Raw genomic sequence first — 18117 nt, forward strand, 5'->3', positions numbered from 1 at the left:
ATCTCCGAAAGAGAGCCGGGGTTCTGGCGTTTGGGCGTCGTGAACAAGCATTCACGGGTCCACACGCTCCCTGACGAATTCGGCACGGATGCTCATGTGCACATCGTCGCCGACAGCGGAGGACCATTTTGTTAGCCCGAAAGCTGCACGGCTGAAATGGCCGTCGGCGGAGAAGGCCAGCGTTTGGCGAGTGCCTGCCGGCTCGTGCGGGTCTGAGTCGAAGGTGACTGTGAGTGTGACGGGACGTGTCGTCGTGCGGATCGTTAGGTCACCTGTCAAAAGGCAATTCAGCGGACCGGTCCGGACAAGGCGAGTGCTGACGAAGTGAATGGCCGGATAGTGCATCACGTCCAGCATGCCACCGCCTTCAACAATTCCGGTGACAAACGGCGCGTTCGCTTCAAGGCTTGTCGCGTCGATCGTCACCATGACCCGGCCTGAAGCCACGCCCTCGAATCCATCGAGCTCGGCACCTATGCGGCTGAAGTGCATCGTGAGACTCGAGTGCCAGACGTTCGTGACGTCGAACGTCACACCCGAACGGCCTGGATCGAGTCGATACTGAGCCAGCGGAGAAGACACATCGACCGGATCGGCGCTAACCCCGGCCGCCGCACACGCAGTGCAGACAAACGTCGCAATTGCAATTGCGTGTGGCCTGAGACGACCGATGGACAGGCCACGTCGACAGATGGGGTTATGTTCCCGCACGCTCTACCTCCACTTTTCGGGATGCCCGCCAAGCGCGCTGCAGAAGTCGACAGCTATCGTGCGCAATTGACCCTCAGCCATCTGTGCTCGAGTCACTCGCACGGCCCCGTGACGTGCTGAGGGCACCGGGAAAACGCTCCGCATGCCCTCTTTATTCCGTCGCGTTTGAAAGTCGAAGCATTTTGTTGTGAATCTGTAAGGAAAAAATCTTCAGCAGCTGTGGAATAGGCATGCATGTGCGAGGTTTACCCACCAACACGGTGCGACCTCGGAACGAGCGAGCCGGGTCTGATCGCAGACGAACCACTTCCACGAAGCCTGCAAATGAGCCGAACGATAATTCAGCCTCTCTGGGTCCGCACGACACACTGGATCAACGCGGTGGCGGTCGTGCTGATGGTGACAAGCGGCTGGCAGATTTACGATGCCTCGCCTGTCTTTGCGCGACTGACGTTTCCCGCGAGCGTGACACTGGGCGGATGGCTGGGCGGCGCATTGCAGTGGCACTTCGCGATCATGTGGTTGCTGGTCGCGAATTATCTCGTCTACATGTTCCTCAACATCCTGTCGAAGCGCCTCTGGAGAAAGCTTCTGCCGATCCGTCCCGGGGCGCTAGCAAGGGATCTTTCCGCCGCGCTGCGCGGCAAGCTGAAGCATGAGGATCTGGCGCGCTACAACGCCGTTCAAAAGCTGGCATATGTGGTGGTGATTGCGGATATCGCGATCGTGATCCTTTCCGGGTTGGCGGTCTGGAAATCGGTTCAGTTCCCCTTGCTGCGAACGCTCATGGGGGGATACGACAACGCGCGTGTCGTCCACTTCTTCGCCATGAGCATTCTCGTAGCGTTTTTCGTCGTGCACGTCGTCATGGTCGCATTCGTGCCGCGCTCGCTGCTCCTGATGATTCGCGGACGGTAATTGCCCATGCGCTCCGGCAAAAGACAACCCAATGCCTTTCTCGTCTCGAACGCAGATTCGATCATCAAGGACGCGCGTAGCGAATTAAAGAGTCCCGCGCGCAGATTGCTCGGCAGACAGATACTCACGCTCGGCGGCATTGCCATGCTTTCGGGCTGCGATCTCTCGAGCGACAAGTCGGTGAATACCATGCTGCGCAAGATGTCGTTCTTCAACGACCGCGTGCAGGCGCTGCTCTTCGATCCGAACAAGATGGCGCCGACGTATCCAGAGTCGATGATCACGCGGCCTTTCCCGTTCAACGCGTTCTATGACATCGACGACGTACCGGAAGTCGACCCCGCAACCTGGCGGCTTCAGGTAGGCGGACTCGCGAACGGCAAACGCACATGGACGCTCGCCGAACTGCAAGCGATGCCCCAGGAAAGTCAGATCACACGTCACATCTGTATCGAGGGATGGAGTGCGATTGGACATTGGGGCGGCGTACGCTTTTCCGAATTCCTGCGCCGCGCCGGAGCAGACATGACTGCGAAGTACGTCGCGCTCCATTGCGCCGATAACTACTGGACCAGCATCGATATGCCGACAGCGCTGCACGCGCAGACGTTGCTGACGTTGACCTACGACGGGGACGTGCTGCCGCCGAAATACGGCTTTCCCGCGAAGCTGCGCATGCCGACCAAACTCGGCTACAAAAATCCCAAGCACATCGTCGCAATCACCGTGACGAACGAGTATCCCGGCGGTTATTGGGAGAACCAGGGATACAACTGGTTTGGCGGTTCCTGAAGGGGAATCGGCCTTTTCCTCAACGCGTATCTGCTATACGGAGTATTCATGACCATTCGACTGAAAGTTGGCGCGGCCATTGCCGCAATGGCGCTTGCCGGCGGCGCGCTGGCACAAACGCCCGATGCCAAGCCAACGCGTATTCGCGGCAATGTCGTGTCTCTCGACGGCGATGTTCTCAAGGTCCATCGCCGCAGTGGCGATACGGTCTCGATCGCCCTCGCGGCAAATGTTCCCGTGTCGGCCGTCAAGGCGATGCAGCTCTCCGACATCAAGCCGGGAACGTTCGTCGGCACGGCCGCGACGACCGGCACGGACGGCAAGCTGACTGCAACGGAAGTCGTCGTTTTCCCGGAAGCCGCACGCGGCACGGGGGAGGGCCACTACGCGTGGGACCTCGGCCCGAACAGCACGATGACCAATGCGAATGTCGATACCGTCGTGCAGGGCACGGACGGCCGCAATCTCAAGCTGTCGTACAAGGGCGGCAGCAATGAGGTAACGGTGCCGCCGAATGTACCCATCGTCACGTTCATGCCGGCGGCGCGCGCAGATCTGGCGCCGGGCAAGCAAGTCTTCGTGGTCGCGAAACCCGGGTCACAGGGCACGTATGCCGCGCAGCGCGTGGTGGTCGAAAAGGACGGCGTCGTCCCGCCAATGTAAGCGACAGCGTCGCGGCTCTCCCACCTGGGCGATGACTTTTGCCGAAAGCATGCTCATCGCCAGGTCGGAATGAGGGATGCTGCGAGCAGCACGCCCATCGCGAGATTGAGCATGCGCCAGTGACGCGGCGTTCGAAAGAACCGCGCGAGTAGCACGCCGAGCGCACACCAGAGTGCGAGCGACGCGCACGCAGCAACGCCGAATGCCGTGCCGAGCAGCATCGCGAGGCGGTTCGGATTGTTCGCGAACAGCGTGAACGACGCTGCCGCACCGACCGTCATCGCCCAGCTTTTTGGGTTGAGCCAGAGCAGCAGCAAACCGTTGACGAGCGTAACCGGACGCGCGGGGCCGTTGCCTGCACCCGGCGGCCCGCTACGCGCGATGCGCCACGCGAGCCACAACAGATACGCAGTGCCGAGCACCTTCACCGCCGTTTGCAGCGACGGGAGGGCGAGCAGCAAACCGCCTAGTCCAAGTGCAGCGACCGCAGCGAGCAAGGCAAGGCCTATCGCGATGCCTAGCATCAGTGGGATCGAACGTACGAAGCCGAAGCGCGCGCCCGACGCGGTGGCGAGCGTGGTAGCGCCGCCGGGCGTCACGGTCGAGACGGCGACGAAAAGCACGAGCGGCAGAATCGAGGTCATGGGTGCCCATCTGCGTGAGTGAGAGGTGCACTGTACGGATCGGCAACGCATCGTGAAAGGTAATAATATTGATGCGCTCCATTACGCGGAATAATGCATCGATGAGCCGGAACCTGGACCTCGACCTCATACGTACCTTCGTTGCCGTTGCCGATAGCGGCAGCATGACGGTTGCCGCGAATTTGCTGCACATGACGCAAGGCGCCGTGAGCCAGCAGGTGAAGCGCCTCGAAGACGTGCTGGATTGCCTTTTATTCGTACGCAAGACGCGCAAGCTGGAGCTTTCGCGCGAGGGCGAGGCGTTTCTCGTGAAAGCGCGCCAACTGCTGCGGCTCAACGATGAAATCTGGGCCGACATGACCGGCCAGCCGCTGCGTGGCGCGCTGCGTGTGGGCGTGCCTTACGACCTCGTGACGCGGCTCGCGCCCGCCATGAAGGCATTTGCCGAAGCCCATCCACACGTCGACATATCGCTGGTCTGCGCGGCTTCACCGGAACTCAGCGACGCAGTCGATAGCGGTCATGTGGACGTGTCGTTGCTCGAATATGTCGCGAGCGAAGCCGCGGGCGAAGTGGTCTGCATTGAGCCCCTGGTGTGGGCCAACGGGCGCGGCAGCGATGCGTGGCGCAAGCGGCCATTGCCACTGTCGATGGTGGACGAGCACTGTGCGTTCCGCCAGGTTGTACTCGGCGCGCTCGCGGACAAGGGCATTGCGTGGCGCACCGTGTTCGAGAGCGGCAACATCGAGGCGACCGCTGCGACGGTGCGCGCGGGCCTTGCGATCACGGCCTGGCTCGCCTCCACGGTGCCGGTCGGTGTGGAGATGCTCACGCCTGAAGCAACCGGCTTGCCTGCGCTGCCTGCGTTCGCGATCTGCCTGCGATTTCCAGCGACAGTTCAACCCGCAGCGCAGGAATTCGCGCGCTATGTGCGCGAATCGATGGCGAATGAACCAGGCACTCGGCGCGCGCAGCTAGCGAACATTGCGTGACGCACCTTACAAGCGCTACGGCAGCGTCTGCTGGGCGCGAAGCTGGTGAAAGCCTTCAACCACCTGCCTGCAGCCACGCTGGCACAGGGGCCAACGCCGCCGCATGGCGGGATGCGGCTCGAGGCATCCCGCCGACTAAGGCGCGATCCAGGTGCCGCGCCATTTCCCTTCATCAAACACGAGACTGGCCCGCATATGCCCCGCGGGATTCAGATCGAGGTAGTCGATTCTCGATACGGTCACTTCGACCAGGCAGAAGTTTTCGAATCCGTCTGTTGGGTCGAGATCTTCGCCATGCGCGGCAGCATGCGCTTCAGCGGGAGACGCAACCGGCGTCGCTGGCGCAAGCGGCGTGCGATAGACGATCAACGTTCGAGGTCGGCTTGCGTTCCATGCCGCTCTCGTTTCCGACGGCGCCTCGACAAGTCGTGCAACGCCATAGAGTCGTATTTGCACTCCAGCGTCAAGATCGCAGCCGACAAGCGATATGCGCGAGTCGCGCCGCAATTCAGCCACTTTCGTAGAGCGCACGTCGGTATGAAACATGACTGCACGCTGCTCGCGAGCGGCGCGTCGCAGCACAACCGTCCGCACGGCGGGTGCGCCGTCCAGCCCGATCGTCGCGGCCTGCAGCATCGTAAAGGGCGAGCGCTCCTTGCGGGCGTTTGCGCCGGCGTGCAGGTGTGCCCAGACCGCGTCGACGATCTGATCCATATCTGGCGCGTTACAGACCACGCACGATACCGCCATCGACTCGGATGTTTTGCCCCGTGATGTACCCCGCGGCATCCGACAAGAGGAACGCCACCGTTTGCGCGATCTCCTGTGTCTTGCCGAAGCGGCCAACCGGAATGCGGGCGACGATCTCGGGCGTTTCGGGCCAACTGTCGATAAATCCCGGCAGAACGGAATTGATTCGAATATTGTCCTTGGCGTAGCGATCGGCGTAGAGGCGTGTGAACGAACTCAACGCGGCGCGTAGCGCAGAAGAAACGGGCATGGCCTGCTCGGGCGCATCGGCGGCGAAGCTCGAAATATTCACCACCGCGCCGCCGCCTTGTTCGAGAAATGCAGGCGTCACACGGCGCAGCACGCGGGCGACGTTGAGCACGATGAGATCGAGCCCGAGATGCCACTGTTCGTCGGCGATAGAAAGCAGATCGCCCTTCGGTGGGTGCCCCGTGTTGTTCACCACGGCGTCGATGCGGCCGTACTTTTCGAGCGTTTCGCTAACGAACCGGTCGATACAGTCCGGATCGGTTACCGAGCCCGTAAAGCCGAATCCGCCCAGCTCTTTCGCCAGTTCGGCCGCGCTGCCAGAGGGCGACATCAAGGCCAGGCGGTAGCCGCTGGCTGCCAGTTCGCGCGCGATCGCTGCGCCCATGCCCTTGCCGGCCGCCGTGACGAGTGCTACTTTTTCTACTGCCATGTTGCTCTCTCCTTGAATGGATTCAGCGCCGCAGCGCTGCGCTGCATGGGACTTCGTGCAGAAACTGTATGGCGTTATGATTGAATTGTCGAATGATGTTTATTATGGTCTGACAATAAAATTTCTACTGGCTCGCTATTGAACCGCTGCTGGCGAATTGCCGACTTTTCAGTAGCCAATATATCCGTTGAAGCACTCATTGAAGCCACGCCATCTGCCGCCGCTGAATGCGCTCCGCGCGTTCGACGCATCCGCCCGGCACCTCAATTTCCGGCTCGCGTCGGAGGAACTCGGCGTGACGCAGGGCGCCGTCGCGCAACAGGTACGGGTGTTGGAGGAAGCCCTGAATTTGCCCCTTTTCGCAAGGGGGCCGCGGGGGCTTGCGCTCACGACCGAGGGGCATACTTACTTTGCTGCCGTCCAGCGGGCGCTCACGATCGTCGCCGACGCGACCGAGGCGCTGAACCGGCGTTCGACGTCCCTCACGATCAGCACGACGCCGTCATTTGCTTCGAAGTGGCTGATACCCAGGCTAGCAGAGTTTGCCGAAACACATCCGGAAATCGACGTCCGGATTATTGCTGATGCAACGCTGTGCAACTTCAAATCCGATGGCGTGGATATCGCGGTTCGGCTCGGCAAGCCACCGTTCGCGAAAGGTCTCGTCAGCGACCTGCTATTTCCGCTACAGGTGTTCGCCGTAGCCAGTCCGCAACTGCTCAAGCACGACTGCCCGGTGCGCATGATCGCGGACCTGGAAAACTATGTGCTGCTGCACGATTCTCATGACCTGTGGCCGGAGTTTTTCAACGCACTGGGCTACGCAAACGGCATCGACACGCTGAAAGGGCCGCGCTTCAGTCAGTCGTCGCTTGCCATCGACGCCGCCATTGCGGGGCAGGGCATCGCGCTCACGAGCGAGCATCTTGTCGAGCGCGATATCGCAGCCGGAAGATTGCAACGCCTGTTCGACTTTTCGCTGCCACTGTCGCTCGGTTATTACGTGGTCCTCCCCCAGGGCAGCGTGCGATGGGAGACAAGCCAAAAGCTTCGCACCTGGCTGCTCGCCCAATTCCATCTGGCTTCGAAAGCGGCTCCTTAGCGCGTTGACGCAGGCGTTCGCCGTTCGCAAGTTCTGCGCCAACATCCGCATCGCATCGCAACGCAACGCAGCGCGCGTGCAATGCCTCGCGGTGGGGCAGATCGTGCGCACGCATTCATCGTTCGATCACCTTACCGGTGCATAATGACTGAACCGCCGATGCAGTCGATGACTATCCGCCAAGGAGTTCGTCATGCTAGCGAGGAACGAAGAATTCGTCGCCCATCTGCTCTCCGACGTCGTGGAATTTGCGCGGGCGCGCTTGTCCGAGCCTACGTTCCAGATCGTCGAACCTTTCCTGCGGCACTACTACGATTTCGCCGACGCTGAAGATCTGCGCAGCCGCAGCATTGCCGACCTCTACGGCGCTGCCATGGCGCACTGGCGAACCGCGCAGCGCTTTGTGCCGGGCAGCGAGCGCATGCAGGTCTACAACCCGATCCTCGAACAGCACGGTTGGCATTCGGACCACACGGTCATTGAAATCGTCAACGACGACATGCCGTTTCTCGTCGATTCGGTTTCCATGGCCGTCAACCGCCTGGGTCTTGCGCTGCATTCCGCGCTGCACCCTGTATTCCGGATCTGGCGCGACAAGGACGGCGCAATTGAGCGCGTCGGCGAGGCCGGCGCCAGCGCCGGTGACGGGCAATCGCAACTCGCGTCGTTCATCCATTTCGAAGTCGACCGCTGCGGCGACGCAGCAAAGCTCGACGAATTGCGCCGCGATATAACCAAGGTGCTTGGCGACGTGCGGGCGTCCGTAGAAGACTGGCCGAACCTCCTCGAGGCCGCGCGCACCACCATCAAGACGATGAAAGCGCGCGAAACGAGCGCAGAGGACATCGAAGCGCGCGCATTTCTCGAATGGATGGTGGCCGACCATTTCACGTTCCTCGGCCAACGCGATTACGCGCTGGTTTCGCACGACGGCGGCTATGCCCTGCGCGGCGTGGAAGGCTCGGGTCTGGGCATTCTGCGCGAATCGCTGCGCGCGCCGGGCACGCCCGACATCACGCCGTTGCCTCCCGCGGCGCAAGAGATCATCGCAGGCGCGTGGCCCATTTTCCTGACGAAAGCGAACTCGCGCGCGACCGTCCACCGGCCTGGCTATCTCGACTACGTGGGCGTGAAGCTCGTCGGCGCGGATGGCAAGGTGTGCGGCGAGCGCCGCTTCGTGGGCCTCTACACGTCGACGGCCTATATGGTGTCCACCGCCGAAATCCCGATCGTGCGGCGCAAATGCGCGAATATCGTGCGGCGCGCGGGTTTTCTGCCCAAAGGCCATCTCGGCAAATCGCTGGTGACGGTGCTAGAGACTTATCCGCGCGACGAGCTGCTGCAGGCGAGTGAAGACGAACTTTTCGACATCGCGCTCGGCGTGCTGCGCTTGCAGGAACACCAGCGCACGCGCTTATTTGTGCGGCGCGACCGTTTCAATCGCTTCGTTTCGTGCCTCGTATATGTCTCGCGCGACAAGTACAACACCGATTTGCGGCGGCGCATTGCGAACCTGCTCGTGGAGGCGTTCAACGGCGTTTCCGTGGAGTTCACGCCGCTGCTTTCGGAGTCGGCCATCGCGCGGATTCACTTCGTCGTGCACGCCGAGCCCGGCACGATGCCCGAAGTCGACACGAACGAACTGGAAGCGCGGCTCGTGCAGGTCACGCGCCGCTGGCAGGACGACCTGGCCGACGCGCTGCTCGACGCATTCGGCGAAGAGCAGGGCACACGTCTGCTGCATCGCTACGCCGATTCGTTTCCGCCCGGCTATCGCGACGACTACCCCGCACGCACGGCGGTACGCGACATCGAACTGATCGAGCGCGTGCAGGGAACACAGCGCATCGCAATGAATCTGTATCGGCCCATCGAGGCGGGGCCGCGTACGTTCCGCTTCAAGGTGTATTGTGCGGGCGACGCCATTGCGCTCTCGCGCAGCCTGCCGATGCTCGAACATCTCGGCGTGCGCGTAGACGAAGAGCGGCCCTATGTGATCGAGGCGCCGTCCTGTGAGCCCGCGTGGGTCCACGATTTCGGCCTTGAACTTGCGGACGATGCCGAATTCGATATCGAGCGCGTGAAGAGCCTGTTCGAAGACGCGTTCGAAAGCGTGTGGACCGCGCGCATCGAAAACGACGATTTCAACCGGCTGGTGCTGCGCGCCTACCTGAGCGCGCGCGAAGTCACGATCTTGCGTGCCTATGCGAAGTATCTGCGCCAGGTGGGCTCGACCTTCAGCGACGCCTATATCGAGCGCGCGCTAACTGGAAATCCGGCGATCGCAAGGCAGTTCGTCGAACTGTTTGTACTCCGTTTCGATCCGCGCGATGCAGCGGCGCGTGAGGAACGCACGGCGCTCATGCTCAAGGCCATCGAAAGCGCGCTGGACCAGGTGCCCAATCTCGACGAAGACCGCATCCTGCGCCAGTTCCTCGGCGTGATCAACGCCACGGTGCGCACGAACTATTTCCGGCGCGAAGCCAATGGCGCAGAGCGGCCCTCGCTCTCGTTCAAATTCGATCCGTCGAAGGTGCCCGGCCTGCCCGAGCCCAAGCCCATGTTCGAGATCTGGGTCTATTCGCCGCGCGTGGAAGGCGTGCATTTACGCGGCGGACGCGTTGCGCGCGGCGGCCTGCGCTGGTCGGATCGCCGCGAGGACTTCCGCACTGAAGTGCTCGGCCTCATGAAAGCCCAGATGGTGAAGAACGTCGTGATCGTGCCGGTGGGATCGAAGGGCGGCTTCGTCGTGAAGAACCCGCCGCCGGCGAGCGAGCGCGAAGCGTGGATGCGTGAAGGCGTAGCGTGCTATCAAACCTTCCTGCGCGGCCTGCTCGATCTCACCGACAATCTCGTGAACAACGCGATTCAGCCGCCGCCCGATGTCGTGCGCCACGACCCGGACGACCCGTATCTCGTCGTGGCCGCCGACAAGGGCACGGCGACGTTCTCGGACTATGCGAACGCGATATCCGTCGAATACGGCTTCTGGCTCGACGACGCCTTCGCCTCGGGCGGCTCGGTGGGCTACGACCACAAGAAGATGGCGATCACGGCGCGCGGCGCGTGGGAGTCGGTCAAGCGGCACTTCCGCGAAATGGGAGTGGATACGCAGGCCACCGATTTCACCGTGGTCGGCATCGGCGACATGTCGGGCGACGTGTTCGGCAACGGCATGCTGCTTTCGCCGCATATCAAACTCGTCGCGGCGTTCGACCACCGGCACATTTTCCTCGACCCCAACCCCGATCCGGCTGTGAGCCTCGCCGAACGAGCGCGGCTTTTCGCGCTCGAACGCTCGAGCTGGGCCGACTACGATCCCGCCACGATTTCGGCTGGCGGCGGCGTGTTCGCGCGCACCATGAAAACGATTCCGCTCTCAGCCGCGGTCCGAACGGCGCTCGGCATCGAGGCGTCGGCACTCTCGCCAACCGAGCTGATTCGCGCGATCCTGCTGGCGAACGTCGATCTGCTCTATAACGGCGGCATTGGCACTTATGTGAAGGCCGCGCGCGAGACCAACTTGCAGGTCGGCGACCGCGCCAACGACGCCGTGCGCGTGAACGGCTCGGAGCTGCGTTGCAAGGTCGTGGGCGAGGGCGGCAATCTCGGGGTCACGCAGCTGGGCCGGATCGAATTCGCCCAGCATGGCGGCCGCATCAACACCGATGCGATCGACAACTCAGCAGGCGTGGATTGTTCGGACCACGAAGTGAACATCAAGATCCTGCTCGGAATCGTGGTCGCCGACGGCGAGATGACAACGAAGCAGCGCAACACCTTGCTGGCGGAGATGACCGACGAAGTCGGCCTGCTGGTGCTGAGCGACAACTACTACCAGACGCAGGCGCTTTCGATCGCGGGCCGCTACGCCGTGGAGCTGCTCGATGCCGAATCGCGCCTGATGCGCTGGCTCGAACGCGCAGGACGTCTGAATCGCCATATCGAATTCCTGCCGACCGACGACGAAATCGCCGAACGCCAGGTCGCCAAACTCGGGCTCACGTCGCCGGAGCGGGCCGTGCTGCTCGCGTACAGCAAGATGTGGCTCTACGATGCACTGCTCGATTCGTCCGTGCCGGAAGATCCGCTCGTTGCGAACCTGCTGATCGACTATTTCCCGCAGCCGCTGCAGCAGCGCTTTAGCGAACCGATGCATCGGCATCCGCTGAGGCGTGAAATCCTGGCGACGCATTTGACGAACGCGCTTGTGAACCGCGTGGGTTGCGAATTCGTGCACCGCTTGATGGAGGAAACCGATGCGCAGCCCGGCGAAATCGTGCGCGCGTGCGTCATGGCACAGGACGTATTCGGCCTCAACGATATCTGGCGCGCCATCGACGCGCTCGACAACCGGGTCGCCGACGACGTGCAGGCGCGCATGTTTGTCGCCGTCGCGCGGCTGCTCGAACGCGCGGCGTTATGGTTCCTGCGGCACCTGCAGGCGGCTGTGGTCAGCAACGACGGCGTGAGTACGCTGCTGGCGCGTTGCCGCGACGCCGTGCAGCGCCTCGCGCCGCAATTGCCGGCGCTGTTGCCTGAAACAGATCTCGAAGCGCTCTCGGCACGCCAGGGTGAACTCGTGAACGCCGGTGTTGAAAATGCCCTCGCGCTGCGCGTGGCTAGTGGCGATATTTCAGTAGCACTGCTCGACATTGCCGATGTGGCTGCCGCGTGCGATCAACCGCTCGAGCGCGTTGCGGCAGTGTATTTCGCCTTGGGCACGCGGCTCAATTACGGCTGGATTAGCGAGCGAGCCGCGACCTTGCCCACGCCGACGCATTGGGACACCATGGCGCGCGCGGCGGCGCTTGCCGAGGTGGCGCACCTCAAGCGCGCGCTGACCACGAGCGTGCTTGCGCAAGGCGCCGATTCCGCGGACCCGCAAACGCTTGTGGACGCATGGTGCGCGCAGCACGAGGCAGCGCTCGAACGTTATGCGCAGTTGCTTACGGAGCTGCGCGCGTCCACTGGCGTGAGTCTTTCGGTGCTGCTCGTTATCGTGAGAGCGATGGCGGCCCTCGAAAGGGGCTGAGGACCTGAACGACGGCGCCGCAAGCGGCCGCTCAAGCGGCGGCCGCTTCGGTCACCGCGTGCGTGCTCGCCACGGCCGCCGCATGCTCGCGAATCAGACGATAGACCGTTTCGCCGGGCACCGTCTCCGACTCGAGCAACTGATCGGCGATCGCGCGCAGCACCGGCTCGTTCGCACGCAGCAACGCGAAACACGCGTCGTTGAGTTCGTGCAGCAGCGCGTTGGCGTGCTCGATCGCGCTCTTTAGCTGCAAGCCCGCGACCTGCTGCGGCAGCGCGGCGAGGCTGAACAGATTTCCGTCCGCGTTGAAGCCGTGCTTCGATACCATATCGAGGCTGATGCGCGAAGCCTCCTGCAGATCCTGCGCCGCGCCGCTCGATGCTTCGCTGAACATGAGCAGTTCCGCGTTGCGGCCGCCCAGCAGCACCTGGATCTCGTTGCGCATTTCCGTCTCGCGATACAGGTACTTGTCCTGCATTTTCGTGATCAGCGCCACGCCCAGCGCGCCGCCGCGCGGCAAAATCGTGACTTCTTCGAGCACGCCAGTGCCGAGGAGGGCGGCGACGAGGCCATGTCCCGCTTCATGGATCGCAATGCGCGTGCGCTCGTCGTCCGAAAGCGCGCGCTCGGCGCCGTTGACGTCGCCAATGCGCGCAATCTTGATCGCTTCGAGAAAATCCACCGCGGCCACTTCCTGCTTGCCGGCCTTGCGCGCGACGAGACCCGCCTGATTCACGATCATCGAGAGCGTGGCCGGCGAAAGGCCCGTGGTTAGCCGCGCGAGCTGGTTGAAATCGATGTCGTCGGCTTTCGTCTTCAGATTGCCGGCGTAGAAGCGCAGAATCTCGGCGCGATCCTCCAGGTCGGGCAGACGCACCTGCACCGTGCGGTCGAAACGGCCGGGGCGGCGCAGCGCTTCGTCCAGATTGTCCGGGTGATTGGTCGCGGCGACGATGATCACGCCTTCGTTCGATTCGAACCCATCCATCTCCGCGAGCAGCTGGTTGATGATGCGGTTGCTTTCCGCCTCGACCGGGCCGCCGCCGGTGTCGGTCCGCTTGCCGAGACCGTCCGCCTCGTCGATGAAGATGACCGTGGGCGCGTTCTTGCGCGCGAGTTCGAACAGGCGCTTGACCTTCTGAATGCCCACGCCGTAATACTTCGCGCTGAAATAGCTGCCAGTGATGGCGATGAAGTTCGCGCCGCATTCGCCTGCAAGCGCCTGCGCGAGGCGCGTCTTGCCGACGCCCGGGCCACCCGTCATCAGCACGCCGCATGGCGCGCGCACGCCCATGCCCGTGAACTGCGCCGGCTCGGTGAGCCACGCACGCACGTCGGCGAGCGCGGCTTTGGCCTCGCCCGCGCCAATCACGTCGTCGAAGCGCAACGCGGGGGACTCGCCGAGCAATTGCGCGCCGCCGCCCATTTCGCGGCGCATGAACCAGAACAGACCGCCCACCATCAGCACGGGAAGCAGCAGACTGAGTGCGTCGCGCAGGCCGTCCAACGCTTCGGTCCACCGAGCGGCGCCAATGCGCACATCAGCGTGAGGCAGCCAGACGAGCTGCCAGGGCGGCGTGGCGCCCGGCTTCAGATCGCCGAGCAGCAGGGCGTTCGAGAACGCGCCGTTATGATCGGCCACATAATATTGTTCGCCTTTGAGCGTCGAGACGAGAATCGCTTCGCGGCTCACACCGATAGCGGCGACATCGCGGTCGTGAATATCGCGCAGCAATTCCGAGGCGTCTTTCTCTCGCTTCGTCCAGGGCGATGTGTCATGCCGCATTTCGCTGGCAATGCCGCCAAGCGCCGCAGGCTGGGACTGCGTGAGATTCGCTTCATGCCGCCAGTAGAGGAAGCCAGCCGTTGCCGCGACTGCGGCCGCGCAAACACCCAACGCAATGTATCGGCCAAAGCGTGACCACCGCGAATTACTTGCCGGTTTCATGAATCTATTCCTGCCTCGCGCCGCGATGGCGACGCCAGATAATCTATCGTGGGACCGGAGGCGCAAGAACGTCTCGCCTTGCGTAGTCCGTAGATGTTCAGGAATACGAAAACGACCCTTTTAATCGCGCTGCTCCATTGAAATTATGCCTGCGTTGTGCGGCGCGCGAAAAAAGGGATTGGCGGATAAATGCCTTTTAATCCGGCGATTTAGCGCGGTTGTGTGTTTTTTTGAGGGGCGGGATCGGCGCTTTGTGTATGAGCGTGATTGAGGTGATGAGGGGACATTAATCTGTTGCGATTCGTATTTGACATAACATAAAAACTAGTCGTTGCAGAGGCTAACTTTTAGCTGGCGTTACACCTGTGGGAGCCAAGTCCCACAAGCGTTAGCGGGTAGCGCCAGCAGCCGAAAACCCTTGGAAAAAATTTCCAAAGCGTGCAACCAAACGCCACGCGTTTCGGCATCTTTCGCGCTCTCGACCCTTGCGGACGCAATCACTTCCAGCGGATCAATCCCAAGAATCTCGGCGACTCGGATCGCCGTCTTTTCGTCAAAAACTGACTGCTGGTTGCGGTACTTGCTCACCGCGCCGCGCGTCACGTTCAGCGCCTTCGCGGCAGCGTAATCGGAGGGCAGGTCGAGGCGGATCTTCACCGCGTCGAGCCATTCGACTGTCGTTTTCATAGACAACCCCTTGTAAATCAAAGTGAATCAACCCGGCGTCAAAGGTACTGCGACGCTTCATTCAATGCAACAGTCTCTGGTAATGAGACGTATCAGCCATTGACACGTTTCCGTGACTGATACTATCCTTCGCCTGTCGCCTCGGCTACTGGTCCTCAACCCCGCCAGTGCTGGATTTGCTACCCGGCCGCCGGGGCGATGTTTCCCAAAAACATTGCTCTCGGGGTTGACAAGGGGAAAGCAAAATGCAAGCTTCACGGCAACAACTCGTTACAAATATCGCCAATTTGCAACGGCTCGCGACCCTCGAAAAGGGCGCGATCATCTATTTCGGCACCCGGTCCGCATCTGGTGAGCAGGCCGAATCGCACCGCAAACCCTCCCTCAAAACCGTCTCGCCAATACATTCCTCGGCGCTCGGCGGCTACACCATCGAAGGCCCGTTCTATCGTCGTCAGTCGCGCCTCATTCGCGCGCTCGACCGCTTCTTTTATTGGCTCGGCGCGTGACCGATATGCGCACGTCCACCGCTTTCGGGGAAATTGGATATCGCGTGGAGGATGGCGATATCGGCTATGCGGGCGATACGCATCTGTCGTTCCAGCCGCAGGCGGCGCCGAGCGTCGCGCATATCCGCGCTACGGAGCGCGGCGACGCGGAGCTGTCCCGCATCAAATCCATTCTCACCACCACCGCGAAGACAACGCACAGCGCGCGGCAAAGCACGACCCCGCGCCGCTTGAACGTGACGCCTGACGCGTATTGGGCTGCAATCTCCCGAGCGGTGCGGGGCTTCGCGTAATGCTCGGCGCTAACGACGTATGGGCCGCTGGGCTCGTCGCGCCGTTCCCGCGTCGCTGGCAGGCCAACATGATGCGCGAATGGGATCGCCGCCGCGCATCCTTCAACCCGAAGAAGGTCACGGGACAGAACGACGCGCAGCGCGCGGCCAACGTCGCATTGCGCAACGCGGTTGCGGCGCTCGCCGACCATGCCGTTAGCGATGAGTTGCCGCTCGATGCGCTCGACCACGACGTTGTCACGCATGCGCGCGAGTGCGCCGAGCAGGCGCGCGTGCGTATGCTCTCGCTCGAAGCGTGGCAGGAAGCAGGGCGATGCGCCGCGCGAGCCGCGGGCATTTCGGCGCTAGAGCTGGCACCTCTCGAAGTCCTCGAAGTGCGCGCGTTGCTCGCCGACTTCTGCGTATCGCGCGGCGTGATGCCCGCCACTGGCCGCATTACGGACGACGGCGCAGTGCGCCGGATGATCGCGCCAAAGTGGTGGACGATGCGCATGCGCCGCGCACACGCGCGCGCGGTTGAGGCGGCCGCCATCGATTTCGGGCTGGTCAATCGCACACGCGACGTGTACGTGTCGAATGAAGGGCTCGCCGCGCGCGAGGCGCAAAACGCGCGCAACGCTGCAATGCTCGAAACGACAATTGCGCACAACCTCGACACCGACCAAGAATTCACGTTAGCGGAGCTGTCGGCAAAGGGGCCGGCCAACAAGGCGATTCGTCGCGCCGAACTCATGACGCGCATCGCCGGTTTCGAGCGCATTGCCATAGCCTCGGCGCATGCGGGCCTGTTCCTCACGATCACCTGCCCGTCGAAAATGCACGCCTTCAAGATGGTCGGCACGCGTGCGATCCGAAACACGCGCTACGACGGTACAAAGCCCGATGAGGCTCAGGGCTATCTACGTGGCGTATGGGCGCGTATCCGTGCCGCGCTCGCGCGGCACGGCATCACGTTGTACGGTTTCCGTATCGCCGAGCCCCAACACGACGGAACGCCTCACTGGCATCTGCTCGTTTTCTACCCGCCACAGCACGATAAGACCGTCGAAGCGGTCGTACGCCGTTACGCGCTCGAAATGGATGGCGATGAAGCAGGCGCGCAGGAGAAGCGCTGCGACTTCAAGCGCATGGACGCCGCACTCGGCACGGCTGCTGCCTATATCGCGAAGTACGTCGCGAAGAACATCGACGGCTACAAGCTTGACAAGGACCTGATCGGAAACGACGCACTCGAAACGTCTGCACGCGTTGAGGCGTGGGCGTCGCGCTGGCGCATTCGGCAGTTCCAGCAGATCGGCGGCCCGCCGGTGACGGTATGGCGTGAGCTGCGACGCGTCGCATCTGTTCCGGCCGATGCACCTGACCATGTTCGCGCGGCGCATAACGCCGTGAACCGCGTCGCCAAGCTCGAAGGGCGCGACAACGCGTCCGTCGCATGGGATCACTACGTGAACGCGCAGGGCGGCGTGCATTGCGGGCGCGACTATCGCGTGCGCCTTGCGACGTTCCGCGATGGCTCGCGCACGGCTTACGGCGAGGAATCTGCAGCGAAGCCTGTCGGCGTTGAGTACTTCGAAGTTGCCAAGGTGCGCGACGCGATCGGCAACTGGGTCGATGTGATGCCGCGCACGGTTACGGTCGACTCGAAGCGCTACCAGTGGGAAGTCTCGCGCGCGGTAACGCGTGCGAGTGGTTTTGGTTTGGAGCGCGCGCAGCGCGCGCCTCGGACCTGTGTGAATAACTGTACGCGACCGGTCGCAGAGCCGGCATTCAAACGCCACGCGGCCGCGCCGGATGCAGAGTTTGACGGCGCGGCCCTGAATTTCGCCGGGGGCGGCGCCATTCGTACTGACCGGAGACCGGAATGACGACCATGAAAATAGAGTGTCCTTGCTGCGACGGCGAAATCGACGCGCGGCACACGGAAGGCCTGTCCGACACAATGCGCCGCATGTATTTTGTCTGCGACGAATGCGGCTATCGCACGCCGGCCGGTTTTGAAATCCTGTTCTCGCTGTCGGCGTCCGCCAAGCCGCGCGCCGACATTGCGCTCGAAGTACGGCCATCACCAATGCTGCGCGGCGGCGTCAATGCGCGCACGACCGTGGCGCTCGCGAGGGTGGTATGAGGTTCACCATCAAATGCCCGCACTGCGGCGCGCGCGGCATCGCTAGGTCGATCGAAAAGGAATCGCCCGTGTCGTGGCTGCTTGACTTCCAGTGCGATGACGTGACGTGCGGTCACACATATCGGACCAGACTTGAAATGTACCCGCCCGAAATTCCTATACCGCACCGGGAGCGACGCACAACACGAGAACTTGAGCTCGATATATAGACGGACAGGGCGGCTGCTAAGGCAGCATGTGGCCGACGTAGAGCGCGCCCGAAAAGG

The 18117-nt window shown here is 62.4% G+C and carries 17 protein-coding genes; 11 read left to right on the forward strand and 6 right to left on the reverse strand.

Translation table 11 applies throughout. The features are described from left to right. Positions 1–51 precede the first annotated feature (51 nt). Complete coding sequence (locus U5A52_RS39990; RefSeq protein ID WP_321939745.1) at positions 52–711, reverse strand: YceI family protein; 660 nt, start codon at positions 709–711, stop codon at positions 52–54. 324 nt (positions 712–1035) lie between these two features. Between U5A52_RS39990 and U5A52_RS39995 the strand changes: the two genes are divergently transcribed. The 3 genes from U5A52_RS39995 to U5A52_RS40005 are packed head-to-tail and all read left to right on the forward strand — an operon-like array spanning position 1036 to position 3084. Then, positions 1036–1629, forward strand: coding sequence for a cytochrome b/b6 domain-containing protein (locus U5A52_RS39995; RefSeq protein WP_321917966.1), 594 nt, complete (start codon positions 1036–1038; stop codon positions 1627–1629). 6 nt (positions 1630–1635) lie between these two features. Beyond that, entirely contained in the window at positions 1636–2421 is a 786-nt protein-coding gene (locus U5A52_RS40000) for a molybdopterin-dependent oxidoreductase (RefSeq protein WP_321939747.1), read from the forward strand. 48 nt (positions 2422–2469) lie between these two features. Continuing rightward, positions 2470–3084 (forward strand): hypothetical protein, encoded by a 615-nt coding sequence (locus U5A52_RS40005; RefSeq protein ID WP_321917969.1) that lies wholly within the window; start codon positions 2470–2472, stop codon positions 3082–3084. 53 nt (positions 3085–3137) lie between these two features. Here U5A52_RS40005 and U5A52_RS40010 read toward each other — a convergent pair whose 3' ends face one another. Beyond that, entirely contained in the window at positions 3138–3728 is a 591-nt protein-coding gene (locus U5A52_RS40010) for a LysE family translocator (protein WP_321917970.1), read from the reverse strand. Positions 3729–3829: 101 nt separating this feature from the next. Between U5A52_RS40010 and U5A52_RS40015 the strand changes: the two genes are divergently transcribed. Then, positions 3830–4720, forward strand: a complete 891-nt coding sequence (locus U5A52_RS40015) for a LysR substrate-binding domain-containing protein (RefSeq protein WP_321939748.1) — start codon at positions 3830–3832, stop codon at positions 4718–4720. Between the two features lie 135 nt (positions 4721–4855). Here U5A52_RS40015 and U5A52_RS40020 read toward each other — a convergent pair whose 3' ends face one another. Beyond that, positions 4856–5434: a pyridoxamine 5'-phosphate oxidase family protein gene (locus U5A52_RS40020; protein WP_321939750.1), complete on the reverse strand. Its 579-nt coding sequence runs from the start codon at positions 5432–5434 to the stop codon at positions 4856–4858. 10 nt (positions 5435–5444) lie between these two features. Further along, positions 5445–6149: an SDR family oxidoreductase gene (locus tag U5A52_RS40025; protein WP_321917975.1), complete on the reverse strand. Its 705-nt coding sequence runs from the start codon at positions 6147–6149 to the stop codon at positions 5445–5447. 187 nt (positions 6150–6336) lie between these two features. On the opposite strand from U5A52_RS40025, the gene gcvA reads away from it, so the two are divergent. Next, positions 6337–7251 carry a transcriptional regulator GcvA gene (gene gcvA / locus U5A52_RS40030; protein WP_321939752.1) on the forward strand — a complete coding sequence of 305 codons (915 nt, stop codon included), beginning with the start codon at positions 6337–6339 and terminating at the stop codon, positions 7249–7251. A gap of 193 nt (positions 7252–7444) precedes the next feature. Beyond that, positions 7445–12286, forward strand: a complete 4842-nt coding sequence (locus U5A52_RS40035; protein ID WP_321939753.1) for an NAD-glutamate dehydrogenase — start codon at positions 7445–7447, stop codon at positions 12284–12286. 31 nt (positions 12287–12317) lie between these two features. Here the strand turns inward: U5A52_RS40035 and U5A52_RS40040 are convergent, their stop codons facing one another. After that, entirely contained in the window at positions 12318–14234 is a 1917-nt protein-coding gene (locus U5A52_RS40040) for an AAA family ATPase (RefSeq protein WP_321939755.1), read from the reverse strand. Positions 14235–14591: 357 nt separating this feature from the next. Beyond that, positions 14592–14921: a helix-turn-helix transcriptional regulator gene (locus U5A52_RS40045; protein WP_321939757.1), complete on the reverse strand. Its 330-nt coding sequence runs from the start codon at positions 14919–14921 to the stop codon at positions 14592–14594. 245 nt (positions 14922–15166) lie between these two features. Between U5A52_RS40045 and U5A52_RS40050 the strand changes: the two genes are divergently transcribed. The 5 genes from U5A52_RS40050 to U5A52_RS40070 are packed head-to-tail and all read left to right on the forward strand — an operon-like array spanning position 15167 to position 18060. After that, a complete protein-coding gene (locus U5A52_RS40050) occupies positions 15167–15430 on the forward strand; it encodes a hypothetical protein (RefSeq protein WP_321939759.1) in 264 nt (87 codons plus the stop codon). Positions 15431–15474: 44 nt separating this feature from the next. Beyond that, complete coding sequence (locus U5A52_RS40055; protein ID WP_321939760.1) at positions 15475–15723, forward strand: hypothetical protein; 249 nt, start codon at positions 15475–15477, stop codon at positions 15721–15723. Beyond that, the gene (locus tag U5A52_RS40060) at positions 15723–17591 is read left to right on the forward strand and encodes a replication endonuclease (RefSeq protein ID WP_321939762.1); all 1869 of its coding nucleotides are present in this window, start codon (positions 15723–15725) and stop codon (positions 17589–17591) included. The genes U5A52_RS40055 and U5A52_RS40060 overlap by 1 nt, the downstream gene beginning before the upstream one ends. Beyond that, the gene (locus tag U5A52_RS40065; protein ID WP_321939764.1) at positions 17588–17851 is read left to right on the forward strand and encodes an ogr/Delta-like zinc finger family protein; all 264 of its coding nucleotides are present in this window, start codon (positions 17588–17590) and stop codon (positions 17849–17851) included. Before U5A52_RS40060 ends, U5A52_RS40065 begins: the two co-directional genes overlap by 4 nt. Next, on the forward strand, positions 17848–18060 hold the full coding sequence (locus U5A52_RS40070) for an ogr/Delta-like zinc finger family protein (RefSeq protein ID WP_321939766.1): 213 nt from the start codon (positions 17848–17850) through the stop codon (positions 18058–18060). Before U5A52_RS40065 ends, U5A52_RS40070 begins: the two co-directional genes overlap by 4 nt. Positions 18061–18117 lie beyond the last annotated feature (57 nt).

Source organism: Paraburkholderia sp. J8-2 (genome assembly GCF_905220195.1).
Taxonomy (GTDB): Bacteria; Pseudomonadota; Gammaproteobacteria; order Burkholderiales; family Burkholderiaceae; genus Paraburkholderia.